Here is a 16,865-nt window from a genome sequence, read left to right as displayed (position 1 = left end):
AACAGAATAAAAGGTTTCAGAAGAATTGCTACGCGGTATGATAAAACTGCCGCCATGTTTTTAGGTGCATTAATTGTAATAGGTATTTTGCTGTGGCTGAAACTTTAAAAACACGCCCTAGAAAATGGATATTGTTTACTTTCTATTAAATGTGAAAAAGGTGAAAAAAATTCAAAATATGTGGTCATATATTATATATTTGTGCAAAATTTAATCATTTTATCCGGATTTTAATAATGTGTCAACAAGCTCATCATTGCTTATTCAAACGAATAAATCGCTACTTTTGATCCACCCTACGAAGTTAAAATTAAAAAAATATATTTAATGGGGTATCACATGCCCTATTAAGCATGCAAGCAACCAACGCGTCATGGCAATCCTCTAATCCTTATTTTTGTAGAATTCCTGGTTAGCAAAAGGCCAGATCATCTTTTAGGAGGATGTTCTTGGAAATTTGAAGCTCCATTGAACAGTTATATTTGGGTACAATTGCTAAGGATGCAGAAAAATGTACAGACAATAACGAATGTAAAACCTTCGAGTTTTGTGGAATGAGTTATAATTCCTCGACATCCCCGGGTGAAAAAATTACCATGCATTGCGGAAAAGCACTGGTATTTTGCACAGCGAATGCGATTTGTGCTGATCTTGAAAATAATACAAACGAGTTTCCATGCACCACTCCAGTACAGGGAGAGTTAACTTATACTGATTTGTGGGATTGCAGTAAGGGAGATTTGGCTCAATCCTGTTATAATGTCTCAGCTTCAACTTGTTGCGGGTGCGTGAATTGGAATAAAGTTTCTGGGGTAATTGTTCTTTATCCGCTTACTTCTCTTTGTATAGGCACTAATCCTATCTGGCAGGCAAATTCTCAAAATCGGATTGAGTGGTTAAAGCGCGGCTGTCCGCTTATCCTTATTCCTATGATGACAAGCCTAGCACCTTTACGATGCTTGGGTGATGAAATAAGTAATCTTAATCAGTAAGATAACTATTGGCTTATTTTTAAAGTATTATTTGGCGATAATCATCTCTATTTGCGATGAGATGTCTACCGCCTAAACTAATAGTCGTAAATTTGGCCTTCTGAGTAAATTGCCACACACGATAACAATTACATACCGCAAGAAGGAGTACGACTGAACCCTTGGATTAATCGTTCATAGTGATTCATTTTTTGATTCATGGAAGCTATAAATTGATGACGCGCGATGCTTTCCTTATCTTCTTGATTATTGGGATCGATTTTCTTGGCAAGAGTTTGTCCTGCGACGAAGTGACAAAAACGACTGGTTGCTTCTGAAAATATTTTTTGATTTTGCTCAAAACTGTGAACTGCGGTCGAAAACTCGGCTGCTGCAGTATCAATGGCTCTTACTTTAAGAGTTGAGGCAACAATCGCATCTTCATGTTCTTTCACATTTGTTGTTAATGCATCGAATTCTTTTTTAATTTCTTTTTGTGGTTCGATAAGCCGGGTTGCTTCTCTTTCCATCTCATGTGCCACAGCAGACAGTTTGCCATTATTTTGCTCGAGTGACTGGGCTCCCGCATCCATTAATTTGCTATGTTTTTCTAGGTCGTAGTGTCGAGCGCGCAATTTTTCAATTCCGGTGTTGAGTTTTGCCGCGGCAGTTTCAAAAAAATCCACGTTGATTTTTAAATCTTCATCCAAAGCTTTTTGTTCTGTGGCAATAATTTCGGCGGCAGCATGGCGAGCTCGCTCATGAAAAACAAATAAGGAATGAATGAGTATAGAAAAACAGAGAGCTGCAAGCGACAACAAAACAGGCACGCCAATCAGTAAGCCTGCCACCCCTGCCACAACGCTTATACCTGTGAAAGTGCTTAATTTTAACAAAAGGTGCCTTTGAATCCACCAAGAAGTTAGAGCATCAAACCAGCTTTTACTTTCGAGTTTACGCTTTATGAGCTCGCCTGTTTCATTGGCGGGATATTCTTTGTTAATTGGGGAAAACCAGTCGATTAGATTTTTAAGTTGGTTTCCAATCCAGATGAGTACTTGCATTACCTTGGCTCCTTGAGAATTATTTGAGTGCATTGCTAATTGTTGACGTGTTTGGCTGTTCAGACTGTTCAATTTTGGACGCAAAGAAACTTAAGTAATTGTCCATACGTTTACAAGTGGCTTGCAATTCGTTGCAATCATTCTCTAATATTTCAATTTTTACCGTTTTTTGAAGATTTTCATCAGTAAGCTTTTTTATGACGTTTTGGAGTTCTTCAAGAGTCGAGGTTTGCTCGGTGGCGGTTTTATTTAAGGCTGCAATTTCTTTGGTTGCTTGGGTGAGTTTTTCTTCTTTCTCATCGAGCAATTGATTCAGCATGGAAATTCTTCGGGTTGATTTGATACCTGCTTCCTTGATTTGGGCTCCGATCTCTTTTAATCCCAATAATGATTTATTTAACTCTTCGCCGGTTTTTTGCGTAAGCGTTACTGTGGATTGCAGGTAATTGCTGGTTTCAGCGATTTTTTCAGATAATAATTGCAGCTGTTCCAATGATATGATGTCAATTACTTCGTCAATTTCATCGCTTAGAGAAGTAAGCTCGGCATCAATTTTTTGAATACCTTCAGACGCTGTACGGATGCGGGTTTGGGTGATTTGGTGTTGCTCATCGAGGGCTTTCATGTGCTCAAGGCTTGTTAGCGTTTTTGAATCCAGCTTTAAATACCAGAGAGCCAGTCCACTTATTCCAACAATACTGCCACCGGCAAGTCCGCTTACCACGACACTCGCGATTAGAGTGCCCACAGACACGGTGGCTTTTGCACCGATCACTGCGACAGGCGCTAGGAGAAGGGGTAAGGGCATAGAAAAAATCCTTATTGTCCATAAAATATGAGCGAAAAATATCACTATGTATTTAATTTCTCAATAGAGTTTTTAAGTTTTAAAACTTATGATATTTACTGCTGCTGTATTAAGGGATGATTTCAGTGAAAGAATTGAAATAGCCCGCCTTTAATGGCATGATTTTGCCCAAGAGATTTCCCCACTAGATTAAGCAAAACATTAAAAATCACTGGTGTGATTGCAAAGACCACGCAGATTTATAGTGGCAGAAAGGACACGGGTGGCAAAAATAACCATCTACAACATCAATTTCTGATTTATTCATTCTGCTTTACGTCACAGGCTTCCCGGCGGTATTTAATAGCAATGATGAGTACTGAGGAATTGCTGGCTTGAAGCGATACACGATCCAATAATCACTGGTGTGTAGTGGCCATTGGCCTTGAGATTAACGCAATGGTTTTTTGCCAAAACCAATAGTTGTGTCGGAAGCTTTGCAGTAGCCAGTTAATACTAAGGATAACTGGCTACTTAAATGATTCAGGCAAGAGAAAAAATTGCTCGATAATTTTGCTCACCGGTTTTGGCAGTCCTATTTGCGTAAGTTGAGCGGCGGTAAACCATGCGCCGGAGGTTTCGGCAAGAATAGTTTTATTATGCAATTCTACCTGTACGGCTAGCGCACTAATATGTAAATGGAAATGGCTAAACGAATGTTTAATCTGCGTAATTTCCTGTACATTTTTAAGTTCCCACGGGTAGTTTTTGCGCACATAATCCATTGGGCAATGAGTGGTATCGATGCCAAGCGTACTCCATAATCCACCCCAAATCCCTACAGGCGGTAACTTTTCCAAATAAATTAAGCCGGTTTTTGTATGCAGCAGCAAGAATTGTTGATGTTTAACAGGCTTTATTTTTTTTACTTTTTTCGTGGGGTAATCCGCTACCACATCATGTGCATATGCTGCACAGGTGGCAGCTAAAGGACAGTGGCTGCAATCAGGATTTTTTACGGTACAACAGGTTGCTCCCAAATCCATAATGGCTTGCGTGTACTTAGCACAATGTCGGGATGGCATGCAAAGGTTCGCAAGTTGCCATAGCTTGTTTTTTACCGCAGCTTGCTCCGCTGCTCCTTCCACCAAGAAATAGCGACTAAGGACTCGTTTTACATTTCCATCCAAAATTGCCGTAGGATGGTTAAAAGCCAATGAGGCGATGGCTGCAGCGGTGGAGGCGCCAATCCCTGGTAATTTGATGAGTTCCTCCAGGGTTTGCGGGAATTTTCCCTGCAATTCTTGGCAAATAATTTGCGCTGTTTTATGCAAATTGCGGGCGCGGCTATAGTAGCCAAGACCAGACCAATGCGCCAGCACTTCATCTTCTGCGGCTTGAGCCAGGGTTTCAATATTTGGAAAGCTGTCCATAAACCGTAAGAAAAAGGGTATCACAGTTTTTACCTGTGTTTGTTGCAGCATGATTTCAGAGATCCATACTCTGTATGCTTCCCGCGGTATTTGCCAGGGTAAATTTTTCCTGCCGTAAACCTCATACCATTGTAAAAGAGGCCAGGTAAATTGTTGCTGAATGCAATCGATATCAGCATTCATGATTTGGTAAATCTCGTTTCACAGAAACTCCATAAGCTTAATGCACCGGTGATGGCAAATAAAATCGGAATAAGAAAACTAAATTTAAAATTAGTAAATTCAAAAATCAGTATAATGGCTGTTAAAGGCATTTTTTGAGCTGCAGCGAGAAAAGCGGCGGCGCCAACAACAGCGTAAGCATTTAAGGAAGGGACATCCGGTAGAAATAAATTCCAAATCCCCCCGAGCATTACTCCTAATAAAGCGCCATTGGCCAGAGCCGGCGTTAGCATTCCCCCGCGGGCTCCGGCTCGCAAACTGGACCATATGATAGCGACTCGCAAAATTAATAGCACAAGGCTTATGCCGATACCGATCTGATTGCCGAATTCCAGCTGTGCCGGACTTTTGCCATTTCCTAAAATGGCAGGAAAGTATCCCGCCAAGATCCCTATGATTAAAAAATTAAAAAAACACAAAACAGGAAGCTGCCAGTTACGTTTTGCCTGTTGTTGAGCTTTGCGCGTCATGCGCATAAACCAATAAGCGGCGGCCCCGATGATGGGACCAATAAAAATTGACCAGGCAATTAATGCCGTATTGACTTCATAATTAGCAAGATTGTATTGCGGCTGATCCCCAATGATTAAGCGTGAAATGAGTACTGCGATTCCTGAGCTTGCAAAAGCAGGTAGCAAAACAGGCCAGCGGAAGGTGAATAATAAAGCTTCCAGGACGAATAAAGCTCCTCCCAAAGGAACATTGTAAACAGCTGCTAACCCGGCTCCCGCGCTGCATGCTATCATGATTTTTGTTTCTTCTGCAGTGAGCTTTGTTTTGCTGGTATACCAATCGGCAAACACAGCAGCCAGTTCTCTCGGCGCTGTTTCTCGTCCGAGTGGGGAACCCAGGGCAACGGTAATAATTTGTAACAATGCATGGATAATGGTTTCAAGAGCAGGGAAATGGATGCTTTTTTGTAATCTTTCCTTGATGCTATATAAAGGGCGGCCATAACGGTATAAAAGCCACCACCCTATTCCTGCAATAACCCCGCATAGGCAAAGTACTGCGATACGCCGTAATGGTGAGGAGGAACGTACGCCTTGCAAGAAACTTTCATTGCTTAGTAACTGCCATGGAGCATAACCATAGGATGTATGTTGTATAAAACGTAGTAATAGAGCTAAAAAAGCTCCGCACAAGCCTGAAGCAATACCAATTATTAAAGTAGAGACAACCACTAAAAAAATAGAGTACTTTTTATTTGATGAATTCACTGCATAATCCAGGCAAATGGATATTAATTATGTAAACAGGCTCATAATTTCTGCCTTTAATTGCTTCAATGGTTTGTCGATGGATTGCTTTAAAAAAAATTGTGTTAATAATGGACTAATTTTTTGCATATTCGGCACAATTAATGGTTGCATGATTGGGCCTGTAAGTTTTAGCGGCAAGTTGCCATTTAAAATTTGCTGAATTTTATCCATCATTGGCTCTGGCTGGATTAATTTTGCCGATAACTCATTATCAATGGAGCGGTCTTTAAGGTTCATCCTGCCTTTGCCATTGATTTGCATTTCCTCAGTCTGCAACAGAAAAGAATCATTAAACAGGGGATTATTTTTCACGTCGTAATGCATACTGAGTAATTTAAACTTCGTGCGTCCTTCATAAGTTTTTTGGAGAGTTTCATTCGATTTGGGTGCGGTCAGCATTGAATGGATTGTATTAGGAATATCTTTAACCATTTGATGGATATCGACAAAGCATAATGCGCCATCTCGAATCATAATATGGCCACTGGCTTGTACATGATCCAAAATATTTTGCACTGGCAACGTGCCTGTGGCATGGATGGAGAAGTCCATCGTTCCTTTTATTAACTGCTCTCCCCAAAGGGCTTTAGACAGCGGGGTGGATTTAATGCCAGTCGCTGTTTGGTTAACGGCAAATTTTTTAGAGGCTATGTGAAAACTTAAATCGCCCACTGATTCGCCATTGTATAGCGTGAGATTTAGCGGATTTAGCCGTAATGTTCCGGTTTTTAAAATGGCATTGGCATTAATTTTGGCAATTTTCAACCGCTTATATTGCGCATCTTGAATAAGTATTTGGCCATGGGTTGCCGTATTTTGTATTGTGTTTAAAGGCTCGATAAAAAAGGCTGGGGTGAGTTGCGTTCTGCCCTTGAAATTAATATTTGCTTTAAGAGATTCCTTGGTGTTTGAGAGAAGTAAAAGATTGCCTTTAAGCTGCACAGGAAATTGCTTGTTTTGGAAATTCAATTGATTCGCACCAATTTGAAGATCCGTTACGGCCAGATTGTTTTGCGGGTGCGAGACAACCACTTGGCCGCGGGTCAGCAAGAAGTTTTCAATGGAGAAGCTAGCGGGAAGTGTTTTATTTGGCGCCTTGCTTGTAGCCGCGCGATTAAGCACGCGGGTGTGTCTGGTTTCTGGATTGATGTTAAGCGTTACACCATCCATGAGCAGTTCATTAAAAACCAACTTCCCCCGCAATAAGGGTGTAATTTGCAAATTAAAAAGCATGTTATCGATGGCTAGTGAATAATTGTTTTCTATCTGCTTGCCGCCAATTTTAACCGTGCTGATTTTAAGGCCAGGGCGAGGAAATAATTGCCAACTTATATTACCTTCTATGTGGCTAGGCTGTTCTGTGAATTCAGCAAGTTTCTGGTTTAATAAGTCTTTAAATTCCTCAGGGGTGATGGTGTACGTTAAGGCCCATAAGGCGCAAGCGGTTATGGTAGTCAGGAAAAACAATGAAATAAGGGTTTTTTTTATAAGTTTCATTTTCACAGCTATTGATTAAGTGGTGAGTGCAGTTCGCAGAAAGTAAACAACCGGTTATATGCATAAATAAACGTTCCTAGCATATCGATCTAAATCTTATAAATCAATTTGCGGATGATATTGCAATTTATATTTTTCTAATGTTAATCTGATAGCCTTCCCTACAAAAAAGAGAGGTACCGGATTTAAAGTTTTGATGTAAGAAGTAACATTGATTTAAAGCTTTTAGTTGTACTCAGGATGAGTTTTATAACTAAGGAGAGAATCATGCACCAAAGTCAATGGGAAATAGTTATATTAAAACCCACGTCTGTATTTCTTTCGTTTCTGGCTTCACAGCTTCCAGAGGTAGATTTACCTGATTTAAATTTGTTACAAACTGATACCACGGCTTATACAATACCGCGGCATGATAACGAAGAAGATACCCTTGATGAAATTGAGCGTCATTTTACGACCATGTTTCGCCATGAAATATGTCGCTGGTTAGGGAAGGATGCGCGCAATGAAATTGAGGGGAGTTTTTTAGATTTTCTTTGTTGCTTTAAATTTGAACTCCATTCGCAAATCGTTTTGATGGAACCCTCAATCCATGCAGGGCAGCAATTGCTTTGTGTTAAACCGCGCTCTGTGCTGCTGAAATGGATGAAGTCTTCTGCTGAGGATCAAAGCGATTTGACGATGGTTTTGGAGAAAGTAAATCTTTCACATTTAGCAGAAAATGCTACGGTTATTGTGAAGAATTTTAAAGATTTAGCCGAGGTAAAGCCTTTTATTAAGCATTATTACCGCCCAATTTTCAAGGCGGAAATGTTACGTATGTGCGACCGTGCTGAACAATGGCCTTATGTGGATTCATTTGAAGCATTCAGTCGTTATTTCTCGGTTGAAATCCACACTCAATTGATCCATTTGCATTAGGAGGCATGGCTATGGACCCTATTACTGTAGCTATCATTGGCGCAGTTGTATTTGGCGTTGCTTCGGCTTTTGCTGTGTTTGTCCGTGAGCTTTTATTAAGCCGTGACAAGCAGTTAAACGAAGAGGCACAACAAAGAGCTTTAGCGCAAGAAACAAAAGAGCTTGAAAAAATACGCGTGCAAATGGAAACGAGTAGACGATTTGATTCTCACTATCAAGTATTAGGTGCCAATAAAGATGCAATCCGCTATCTGGATCAGAAGATAGAAGAAATACTTAATAAAAAATTAATTCTGGTGCAGCGTTATGCGCAAATGACGTTAAAAGAATCTGAGGCAATCGTTGCAGGCAAGGCGGTTTTGGAAGGATCGTCCTTAGCGGAGCGAAAGGCTACCTGTGATTTGCTGAGAGCTGAAATCGATGAAGAAATTAAGTACTATGAAAGTGAGTTACAGCAATTACAAAAACGTCGCGCCAGTCTGTGGGATGCACATAATGAATTGCAGACAAGCTTGCTGGCACAAGAGAAGGCACGTAATGAAAGATTGGATGGGCTTTATACGCACCATTCAGGTGTTCTGGAGAAAGTCTATCTTCGTCATGACGAGCATTTGGAAGCTGTAACTAAGAAAAGCATCGATGCCGGTACCGAAGCATTAAAAATTCTGTTAGCCCCGTTTCATTTTTTACTTAAGTTATTCAAATTATCGGATGGTATTTTTTCTGAGCAAGCACAAGAAGAAATTGCAGCCAGAAAGAAAGTATCTGAGGTTGAGCGAGAGATTAACGAGATAGATTATGAACATCGGGCAGAAGGAAACTTTAGAATGCCTGAGCTGGTATAGCAATGAAAAACAAAGACTGCCGGCCTTTAGGGTTGGCAGTCTACAACCATCAATTTGTTACCTTGAAATTACGTTAGCCGTCCCTATATGCCATATATGCAGTAACTTCTTGAGCAAGGCATTCATAACACCCTGGAAAATAATATTAACAGTTTGCAGCAGATGGTATGTTTGCATCACATTTTCATGCTGTGTTATGCATGCATAAGCAATGCTGTATATTTTTAATTCAAATTTTATTGTCATCCTGGATATTATTAGGGCATAATTATAATTTTTTTAGCAAAAGTCCAACCTCTGCTCGCTGGATAAAATAAACTTGGAGATAATCAAATGAGAAACAATGGGTTACGTGTTTTTTGCTTTTTATTAACCTGTTGGGTTTCAGCTTCTGGTTTTGCAGCCAAACTGGACGAGCTTTTACCCAATGAAAGAAATACGATTGAAGTCTTTCAAAAAGCTTCCCCCAAAGTCATTTATGTACATCGCTTAACGACGGTTATTAATGATTCGTATGAGCGTTTACATGTGCCGTCAGGGGCCGGATCGGGCATTATTTGGGACAAACAAGGGCATATTGTTACCAATTTTCATGTCATAAATGGCGCTGATAATTTAGCGGTGAGCATTGGAAAGCTGACTTTTCCTGCAAAAATTATTGGTGCAGAACCCAGGAAAGATATTGCCGTTTTGGCTATCACATCCCCCAAGGCCCTGGAATTGCTGAAAACATTCACTCCATTTGAAATCGCCCATACCAATGAATTGTTGGTAGGGCAAAAAGCATTGGCTATCGGGAATCCTTTCGGTTTGGATCATAGCTTAACCGTTGGGGTGATCTCGGCGCTTGGACGGCAAGTGCCTGGAGCGGGTGGGGTAGCAATACGCGATATGATTCAAACCGATGCCTCCATTAATCCTGGTAATTCGGGAGGGCCTCTTCTGGATAGTGCAGGCCGTTTGATTGGCTTAAATACTGCCATTTATTCGCAATCTGGCAACTCAGCAGGCGTTGGTTTTGCGGTTCCTGCCGATGAAATTTCGCGGATTGTCACACAAATCATCAAACACGGCCGCGTCGTTTTGGCGGGTATTGGCATCCAGCGGGTAGAACCCAATATTGCGCAACGTCTAGGAGTGAAAAAAGGTATTTTAATCGCCGATGTGCTTCCGCATACTCCTGCGGCACGAGCCGGGTTGCGCGGGACCTATCGAGATCATTGGGGGCGTATCAGCTTGGGAGATATTATTATTTCCTTAAATGGCCATCCCGTGGAAAATTATGATGTGTTATATAATTTGCTTACCGAGGTGCAAATTGGTGAGCCAGTAACGGTGACTATTTTACGCAACGGCAAGCAAATGAACTTAAAAATGAAAACCATCGACATTGCCGCATATTAACAATGAGGTGTGGCGGGCATTAACTGCCACACCTCATATCAGGTTTCTGCAGGTTTGCAGCCAAATTGCTCATGATAAGCCAGGAGTCGCTCAACTTGTTCGGTTTGGCCTTGTCTTTTCAGGTAATTCAATAAATCAAAAAAAGTGATTAGGGAGAAAATGGGGATACCTTGATTGACTATCTCTTGCAATGCAGATTGATCTGAAATACCACGCTCGCAACGATCCAACGCGATAATCACCCCTGCTAATTGCCCACCGTTTTGAGTAATTAATTGTTGTGCTTCGCGAAAGGCGGTACCGGCGGTAATGACATCATCAATGATAATGGTTTGTCCTTGTAAAGGAGCACCGATAAGTGCACCGCCTTCGCCATGGTTCTTGACTTCCTTCCGATTGAAAGTCACGGTTACGTCTATGTTTTTTGCTGCCAAAGCCACTGCTGTGGTAGTAGCAAGCGGCAACCCTTTATAAGCCGGTCCAAAAAGATGTTTAAATTTAAGTTGGCTATTTATCAAGGTATCGGCATAAAATTGCCCGATTTGCTGCAATGCTTTACCCTCATAAAAAAGACCCGCATTAAAAAAATACGGACTAATGCGACCCGATTTTAAAGTAAATTCCCCGAAGCGTAACACCTGACATTCAATTGCCAATTTGATAAAGCATTCTTTCATGTGCTCACTCATTTGAACTCCTATGGGGTGAAAATGCGATAATATTCTATACTAATTTTGTCTATTATTGACTTTTTAAAAAAAACCTTAATAATCAAATAATCTGTAATGGCAGAATTTGCACAATGACGTGCTGCAATCATGGCAACCTGTTGGTTATGGATAACTTAAATGGAACTAATAGTCTAAAAAAGGGGACAGCGAAATGTCGCAGAGAGAAACAGGGCAGGTTAAGTGGTTTAATGAAAAAAAAGGATTTGGTTTTATTGTTAACCAACAAGGCGATGATATTTTTGTGCATTATAAAGACATTCAAGGAGCTGGGTTTAAAACGCTGCATGAAAATGATACCGTGAGTTTCTTACTCGATAAAGGGCCTAAGGGTTTAAAAGCACAGGATGTAATTGTGATAAGCGAACAACCCTAAGCTTATTCTTCTACCCTCAAGAGTTCCGTTTATCCTAAAACCTTCTATAATGCTCGTTATTAGGATCAGGTTCTCTTTTTATATACATGACGAAAGCTAAACAAGTTGCTGTAATAACTGGTGCTGCAAGCGGTATTGGGTTTGCGCTGGCGCAAAATTGCCTGCGTGAGGGTATGAGAGTGGTTCTCGCTGATCACGATGAAAAAGCCCTGGCTTGCGCTTGCAGAAAATTGTATGAGCAAGAAGCCAATGAATTTATTGCCGTCGTTTGCGACGTAACGCAATCGAAAGATGTTTTGCGATTGTCCGAGCAAATTTTGTCAGACTTTGCGCGTATTGATTTATTAATTAATAACGCAGGAATATGCGGTGAGTTTGCTCCTGTTTGGGAATTAAGTGATCACCAAATACAGCGTGTTTTGGACGTAAACTTATACGGCATAATTCATGGCTTGCAAGTTTTTTTACCGCTCCTGTTCAAACAGAACCATCGTTCGCATGTAGTCAATATGGCCAGTTTTTATGGATTATGCAGCGGTTCGCAAATGGCTGCTTATTCCATGTCGAAACATGCTGTCGTAGCATTAACTGAATCTTTGCATTTTGATTTATGCCGCCTTGAAAAAAATGTGGACGTTTCTGTAGTTTGCCCCTCGTTTGTCAGTACGCAATTGCTTGCTAATTCAGCCCCAGCTGCACATAATACGCTTCATCAAATGATGTCGGCTCTTATCGAGCGCAGTCGGCCTGCTGAAGATGTAGCGCGGCACATTTTACGCGAAATTAAAAATAAAACCTTTTATATCTTACCTGATAAAGAAATTAAAAATGATTATGAGCAATGTGCGCAAGCGGTGATACAACAAACAGATCCGTATCCGCATAGTCTTGAGAAAGTTATGGTGGCGCTTAGCAAGCGTGCACAAAAAAATAAATGTTAGGCAACGTCCTCAAAGTTTTTTATAGTTTTCCCAGGCTGAATCGAAGCAGGATTTTTCAGGTTACTTCGAGCTTCCTTTTTCCCGCACCAGGAATTTGAGCAGTGTAATGATGCTTTTCGCGGTATGAGGGTTAATCTCTAAATTCATTTAGGATAATGGATTTGATACGGCCGCGTGCTTTTATCCACGACCGCGAATGATGTTAATTCATGCTTACGGATTGAATTTTTACCCAGGATGTCGATTACTTCTACATGCCTTATGCTTTCTGCATCGCCGATAAGAGAACGATGACAGCGCCAAGGTACGGCTTCGGCGCACATAATGGCTGCTTGTTCGCTATGTTTTATGATGCTATGAAGTTCTTTTAAGCCTTCATAAAATTGGCGTGTTTGCATGTAGTCCGCATAACCGCGGAAGCTCTTGTTACGCCACCCTGTATTAATCGAATCAGGTTTGCTTTTGCGTAATCCCCCGAGTTTAATAATATGTGAATAGGCAATCCGTTCTTGGCAAAGGGAGCGGGTTAAAGCGGATTGGTTAAACCAGGGAACATGACGCGATTTAGGGACAGTACGCACATCCACCAAGTGCGTGATGCGATAGATGTGCAATATTTCTATGAAATCTTCAAGCGGATGAGTTGAGTGTCCGATAGTGTATAATTTTGGCATGACGGCATTGGCAAATTGGTTTCTATAAGCATGGTAGAAAATGAGTGTTAAGCAAAGGCAAGGTAGAGTTTTTAAGGCTTTTACTGATTTCTTTTATTTAAAATTAATTACTTATGTATTTTCCTGAACAAAGATGATTTTTGTTGCAAACTTCTATATTTTTGCATTACTCTGAGCCGGTTTTTTCCTGCGGAGTATTTCATGGGTTCGGGAGCATTTTATTTATTGAGGAAGAAAACTTTCCTGCCATTGTTCCTGACCCAGTTTTTTGGTGCTTTCAATGATAATGCCTTTAAGCTGGCTACTTTGACGGTTATTAGTTATTTTCTAAGCACTTCACAAATGCAGTCAGAAAAATATCAAGCTATTGCCGGTACATTATTTATTGCTCCATTTTTTCTTTTTTCAGCCACTGCGGGCCAAATAGCAGACAAGTTTGACAAAGCGCGTATTACCCGCCTTATCAAATTGTTTGAACTCGTCCTCATGATAATCGGCGCCTTTGGCCTTTTCTATGGTCACATTTTTTTAATGCTCACTACCCTTACCGGAATGGGTATCCATTCAACTTTTTTTGGTCCGGTTAAATACGCTATTTTACCGGATCATTTGCCAGAAAAAGAATTATTAGGAGCTACAGCACTCATTGAGGGAAGTACATTTTTAGCCATTCTTTTAGGTACCACACTCGGCGCATTGAGTGTCGGGGGTGCCCGAATGGGGGCTTATTATGCCATTTTCTTAACGATTATGGCTGCCCTATGCGGATTAACTGCCTGTTTTTTTATCCCTGCAGCTCCCCCCGTCGGCACTGAAAAAATAAAAGTAGACTGGTGTCTTTGGCGGGTAACTTATCGCATGCTTCGTGGCGTAATTCTTAATAAACGCATTTTACCGGCTGTTTTTGCCATTTCCTGGTTTTGGTTGATTGGAGCCGTAATTTTGACCAAGTTACCTGATTATACAAATTACATACTGCGGGCTCAAACTTCTGTATTTGCCGTTTTTCTTGCCTTGTTTTCAATTGGTATTGCGATAGGTTCTTTAGTTATTAACAGGCTTTTAGCTGGAGAGATAACGTTGCGCTATGTGGCGCATGCCATGTTATTGCTTTCCGTCTTTACTTGCGATTTATATTGGGCAACGCCTCCTATACCCACGCATTTGCATTTGCAATCCGTATGTGAATTTTTTAGCCAAATTGCAAATTTGCGAATTACAGTAGATTTATTTTTGTTAGCTTTTGCCGGAGGTTTATTTGTGGTGCCCTTGTATACTTATTTACAAGTTGCCTGCGATGGGCCCTTCCGGGCGCGAACCATTGCAGCGAACAACATTTTTAATGCCTTATTCATGGTATTAGGGACCATTTTAGTGATGGTGCTGCTTTATTTTCACATTGTTATTCCCGAAGTTTTTCTAATTATAGGGATATTGAATATTGTGGCTGCAATTTTGTTTCATTTCTTAAACAAGAGATAAAGCCAAGGCATAGCCTCAGCTTTATTTTATTTATACCCAATCACGTGCCGGGAGGAAATCGGTATACAGCTTAGCCTCTGCACTATTTGCTGCGGGCTGCCAGTTATATTCCCAGTGTACAGCGGGAGGGAGGGACATCAATATGGATTCCGTACGCCCCCCTGACTGCAGGCCAAATAGGGTGCCGCGATCATAAATTAAATTAAATTCCGCATAGCGACCGCGTCGATACAATTGAAAGTTTTTTTCCCGTGGGCCAAAAGGTAAAGATTTTCGGCGGGCAACAATCGGTGCATAAGCTTTGATGTAATGATCACCAATGCTTTTCATTAAGCCAAAGCTGTGTTCAAAACCGTGTTCATTATAATCGTCAAAGAAAAGGCCGCCAATACCGCGGGCTTCCTGGCGGTGTTTTAAATAAAAATAACGATCACACCAGCTCTTAAAACGCGGATAAATGGCTTCACCAAATGGTTGGCAAGCTTGTTTCGCAGTGTCATGCCAATGCTGGCAATCTTCTTCAAAGCCATAATATGGCGTTAAATCGAAACCGCCGCCAAACCACCACACAGGAGCAGCATCATCGCGTTCCGCTACAAAAAGACGCACGTTTGCATGCGAAGTGGGGACATAGGGGTTTTCCGGATGAATGACTAACGATACGCCCAATGCGGTAAAACGGCAACCAGCAAGCTCAGGTCGCAGGGCACTCGCTGCGGCGGGAAGTTCACCACCTTTTACGTGCGAAAAATTAACCCCTGCTTTTTCAAAAGTTGAACCTTTAAGAGTACGGGTAATACCGCCTCCACCTTGCTCACGCACCCACTTGTCTTCGGTAAACCGCTTATCATCCAAGGTTTCCAGGGCAGAGCAAATATTATTTTGCAGTTCCAATAAGTAAGCTTCAACCATATCAATAGCATTAGCAGGGAGTGCGGATATTGTACTGTTCATGATGATATTACCGGTGATTTTTGGTGTGAATAATATACCAAATTTTGTGCATTTTAACGAATGGATTTACATTTTTTGCGTTATCTTTTTCTCTTTTCTCGCCTATAAAATGGTATAATACAAATCAGTTTTGATATTTCTTGTAGTCGAGAGTTCGGTGCATTCTTCTTCGCTTCCTGCTTTACTATCCAAGCTTGCAATCGCTCCAATGATTGATTGGAGTTACACTCATTTTCGCGTGCTCATGCGGCTACTAGCGCCGCAAGCGCTGGTTTATACGGAAATGCAAACTCCTGGGGCCATCTTTAATAATCCTGCACGGGCTTTAAGGTTTAGCCCAATAGAAAAACCCATTGCTTTGCAGTTAGGTGGTTCAGACAAAAACTCTTTGGTGAAATGCGCACAAATAGCCGAAGAGCAGGGGTTCGATGAAGTTAACCTAAATTTGGGATGCCCCAGTGATAGGGTGCAAGCGGGACGTTTTGGCGCTTGTCTTATGAACGAACCAGAGCAAGTTGCTGAATGTCTTGCGGCAATGAAAAAAGCAGTTCATATTCCGGTGACTGCTAAAACCCGCATAGGCATTGATCATCAAGACAGTTATGAGTTTTTTGCGACTTTTGCACGTAGGTTAGTTCAGGCAGGATGTGATAAATTAATTGTACATGCGCGTAAAGCTTGGTTGCATGGTTTAAATCCAAAGCAAAACCGCACCATCCCGCCGCTGCATTACGATTATGTGTATCGAATTAAACAAGAATTGCCAGATATTCCAATTGTTATTAATGGCCATATTAATGATATAGCGGCCGTTCATGCACACTTGAACCAGGTCGATGGAGTTATGATCGGACGGTTGGCGTGTCAGCATCCTTATGCAATTTCCAGTATTCATCAGACCCTTTTCCCACAAGTGGTAGTGCCAAGCCGTGTCGTTATTTTTGAAAAATACATGGATTATTTATACGAGGCTTTTGCAAAAGAAGCTCCCTTAAGCATGTTAATTAAACCGGCATTGAATCTTGCTCATGGTTTGCCGGGTGCTAAATTTTGGAAAGAAATGATGATAAACATTCAAAGAACGAAAGACTTGCAGCAATTTGCAAAAGCTTTGGACCTGTTAAACAGGATGGAACTTGCAGTTGCAATTTAATTCGATGCAAACATGTTTAATTTGTTTAGATATGTTTGATGAAGAGCAAAATTTTAATACGTATTGTTACATTAATTATTGGTTTAAATTTGCTCAAATATTATATTTTTTGTATAATTGATACATTTTACATTGTGTAATTTAATCTGTG

At 40.9% G+C, this 16,865-nt stretch carries 16 protein-coding genes and 1 pseudogene; 9 read left to right on the top strand and 8 right to left on the bottom strand.

What is annotated here, in order from left to right:
- Nucleotides 1-108 (top strand): annotated as a pseudogene (locus ELY11_RS12565) (IS5/IS1182 family transposase); the annotation flags it as partial.
- A gap of 446 nt (nucleotides 109-554) precedes the next feature.
- Nucleotides 555-992 (top strand): hypothetical protein, encoded by a 438-nt coding sequence (locus tag ELY11_RS04200; protein ID WP_126953467.1) that lies wholly within the window; start codon nucleotides 555-557, stop codon nucleotides 990-992.
- Between the two features lie 128 nt (nucleotides 993-1,120).
- Here ELY11_RS04200 and ELY11_RS04195 read toward each other — a convergent pair whose 3' ends face one another.
- From ELY11_RS04195 to ELY11_RS04175, 5 genes are all read right to left on the bottom strand, one after another.
- Entirely contained in the window at nucleotides 1,121-2,035 is a 915-nt protein-coding gene (locus ELY11_RS04195; protein WP_126953468.1) for a hypothetical protein, read from the bottom strand.
- A 19-nt stretch (nucleotides 2,036-2,054) separates the two neighbouring features.
- Nucleotides 2,055-2,843 (bottom strand): hypothetical protein, encoded by a 789-nt coding sequence (locus ELY11_RS04190; protein WP_126953469.1) that lies wholly within the window; start codon nucleotides 2,841-2,843, stop codon nucleotides 2,055-2,057.
- Nucleotides 2,844-3,352: 509 nt separating this feature from the next.
- Entirely contained in the window at nucleotides 3,353-4,438 is a 1,086-nt protein-coding gene (mutY, locus tag ELY11_RS04185; protein ID WP_126953470.1) for an A/G-specific adenine glycosylase, read from the bottom strand.
- Nucleotides 4,435-5,697, bottom strand: a complete 1,263-nt coding sequence (locus tag ELY11_RS04180; protein ID WP_233579633.1) for a chloride channel protein — start codon at nucleotides 5,695-5,697, stop codon at nucleotides 4,435-4,437. Before ELY11_RS04180 ends, mutY begins: the two co-directional genes overlap by 4 nt.
- A gap of 27 nt (nucleotides 5,698-5,724) precedes the next feature.
- Entirely contained in the window at nucleotides 5,725-7,236 is a 1,512-nt protein-coding gene (locus tag ELY11_RS04175; protein WP_126953471.1) for an AsmA family protein, read from the bottom strand.
- 267 nt (nucleotides 7,237-7,503) lie between these two features.
- On the opposite strand from ELY11_RS04175, the gene ELY11_RS04170 reads away from it, so the two are divergent.
- The 3 genes from ELY11_RS04170 to ELY11_RS04160 all read left to right on the top strand — a co-directional run bounded on the left by ELY11_RS04170 (nucleotide 7,504) and on the right by ELY11_RS04160 (nucleotide 10,406).
- Nucleotides 7,504-8,157, top strand: a complete 654-nt coding sequence (locus tag ELY11_RS04170; RefSeq protein WP_126953472.1) for a hypothetical protein — start codon at nucleotides 7,504-7,506, stop codon at nucleotides 8,155-8,157.
- 5 nt (nucleotides 8,158-8,162) lie between these two features.
- Nucleotides 8,163-9,002 carry an Atg14 domain-containing protein gene (locus tag ELY11_RS04165; RefSeq protein WP_126953473.1) on the top strand — a complete coding sequence of 280 codons (840 nt, stop codon included), beginning with the start codon at nucleotides 8,163-8,165 and terminating at the stop codon, nucleotides 9,000-9,002.
- A gap of 333 nt (nucleotides 9,003-9,335) precedes the next feature.
- Complete coding sequence (locus tag ELY11_RS04160; RefSeq protein ID WP_126953474.1) at nucleotides 9,336-10,406, top strand: S1C family serine protease; 1,071 nt, start codon at nucleotides 9,336-9,338, stop codon at nucleotides 10,404-10,406.
- Nucleotides 10,407-10,444: 38 nt separating this feature from the next.
- On the opposite strand, the gene pyrE is transcribed toward ELY11_RS04160, so the two are convergent.
- Nucleotides 10,445-11,095 (bottom strand): orotate phosphoribosyltransferase, encoded by a 651-nt coding sequence (gene pyrE, locus ELY11_RS04155; protein WP_126953475.1) that lies wholly within the window; start codon nucleotides 11,093-11,095, stop codon nucleotides 10,445-10,447.
- A 193-nt stretch (nucleotides 11,096-11,288) separates the two neighbouring features.
- On the opposite strand from pyrE, the gene ELY11_RS04150 reads away from it, so the two are divergent.
- Together ELY11_RS04150 and ELY11_RS04145 are read left to right on the top strand one after the other, a co-directional pair.
- Complete coding sequence (locus ELY11_RS04150; protein ID WP_126953476.1) at nucleotides 11,289-11,510, top strand: cold-shock protein; 222 nt, start codon at nucleotides 11,289-11,291, stop codon at nucleotides 11,508-11,510.
- Between the two features lie 86 nt (nucleotides 11,511-11,596).
- Nucleotides 11,597-12,451: an SDR family NAD(P)-dependent oxidoreductase gene (locus ELY11_RS04145; RefSeq protein ID WP_126953477.1), complete on the top strand. Its 855-nt coding sequence runs from the start codon at nucleotides 11,597-11,599 to the stop codon at nucleotides 12,449-12,451.
- A 143-nt stretch (nucleotides 12,452-12,594) separates the two neighbouring features.
- Here ELY11_RS04145 and ELY11_RS04140 read toward each other — a convergent pair whose 3' ends face one another.
- Nucleotides 12,595-13,125: a DUF488 domain-containing protein gene (locus tag ELY11_RS04140; protein WP_126953478.1), complete on the bottom strand. Its 531-nt coding sequence runs from the start codon at nucleotides 13,123-13,125 to the stop codon at nucleotides 12,595-12,597.
- 201 nt (nucleotides 13,126-13,326) lie between these two features.
- On the opposite strand from ELY11_RS04140, the gene ELY11_RS04135 reads away from it, so the two are divergent.
- Nucleotides 13,327-14,607, top strand: coding sequence for an MFS transporter (locus ELY11_RS04135; protein WP_126953479.1), 1,281 nt, complete (start codon nucleotides 13,327-13,329; stop codon nucleotides 14,605-14,607).
- Between the two features lie 30 nt (nucleotides 14,608-14,637).
- On the opposite strand, the gene hemF is transcribed toward ELY11_RS04135, so the two are convergent.
- Nucleotides 14,638-15,561: an oxygen-dependent coproporphyrinogen oxidase gene (hemF, locus tag ELY11_RS04130; RefSeq protein WP_126953480.1), complete on the bottom strand. Its 924-nt coding sequence runs from the start codon at nucleotides 15,559-15,561 to the stop codon at nucleotides 14,638-14,640.
- A gap of 157 nt (nucleotides 15,562-15,718) precedes the next feature.
- Here hemF and dusA point away from each other — a divergent pair, with 157 nt between their 5' ends.
- Nucleotides 15,719-16,714 carry a tRNA dihydrouridine(20/20a) synthase DusA gene (dusA, locus tag ELY11_RS04125; RefSeq protein WP_267899674.1) on the top strand — a complete coding sequence of 332 codons (996 nt, stop codon included), beginning with the start codon at nucleotides 15,719-15,721 and terminating at the stop codon, nucleotides 16,712-16,714.
- Nucleotides 16,715-16,865: the final 151 nt, after the last annotated feature.

The organism is Legionella septentrionalis, assembly GCF_003989745.1.
Taxonomy (GTDB): Bacteria; Pseudomonadota; Gammaproteobacteria; order Legionellales; family Legionellaceae; genus Legionella_A; species Legionella_A septentrionalis.
Note: the sequence above shows the minus strand (reverse complement) of the source record. Positions and strands in the feature narration are given on the sequence as shown.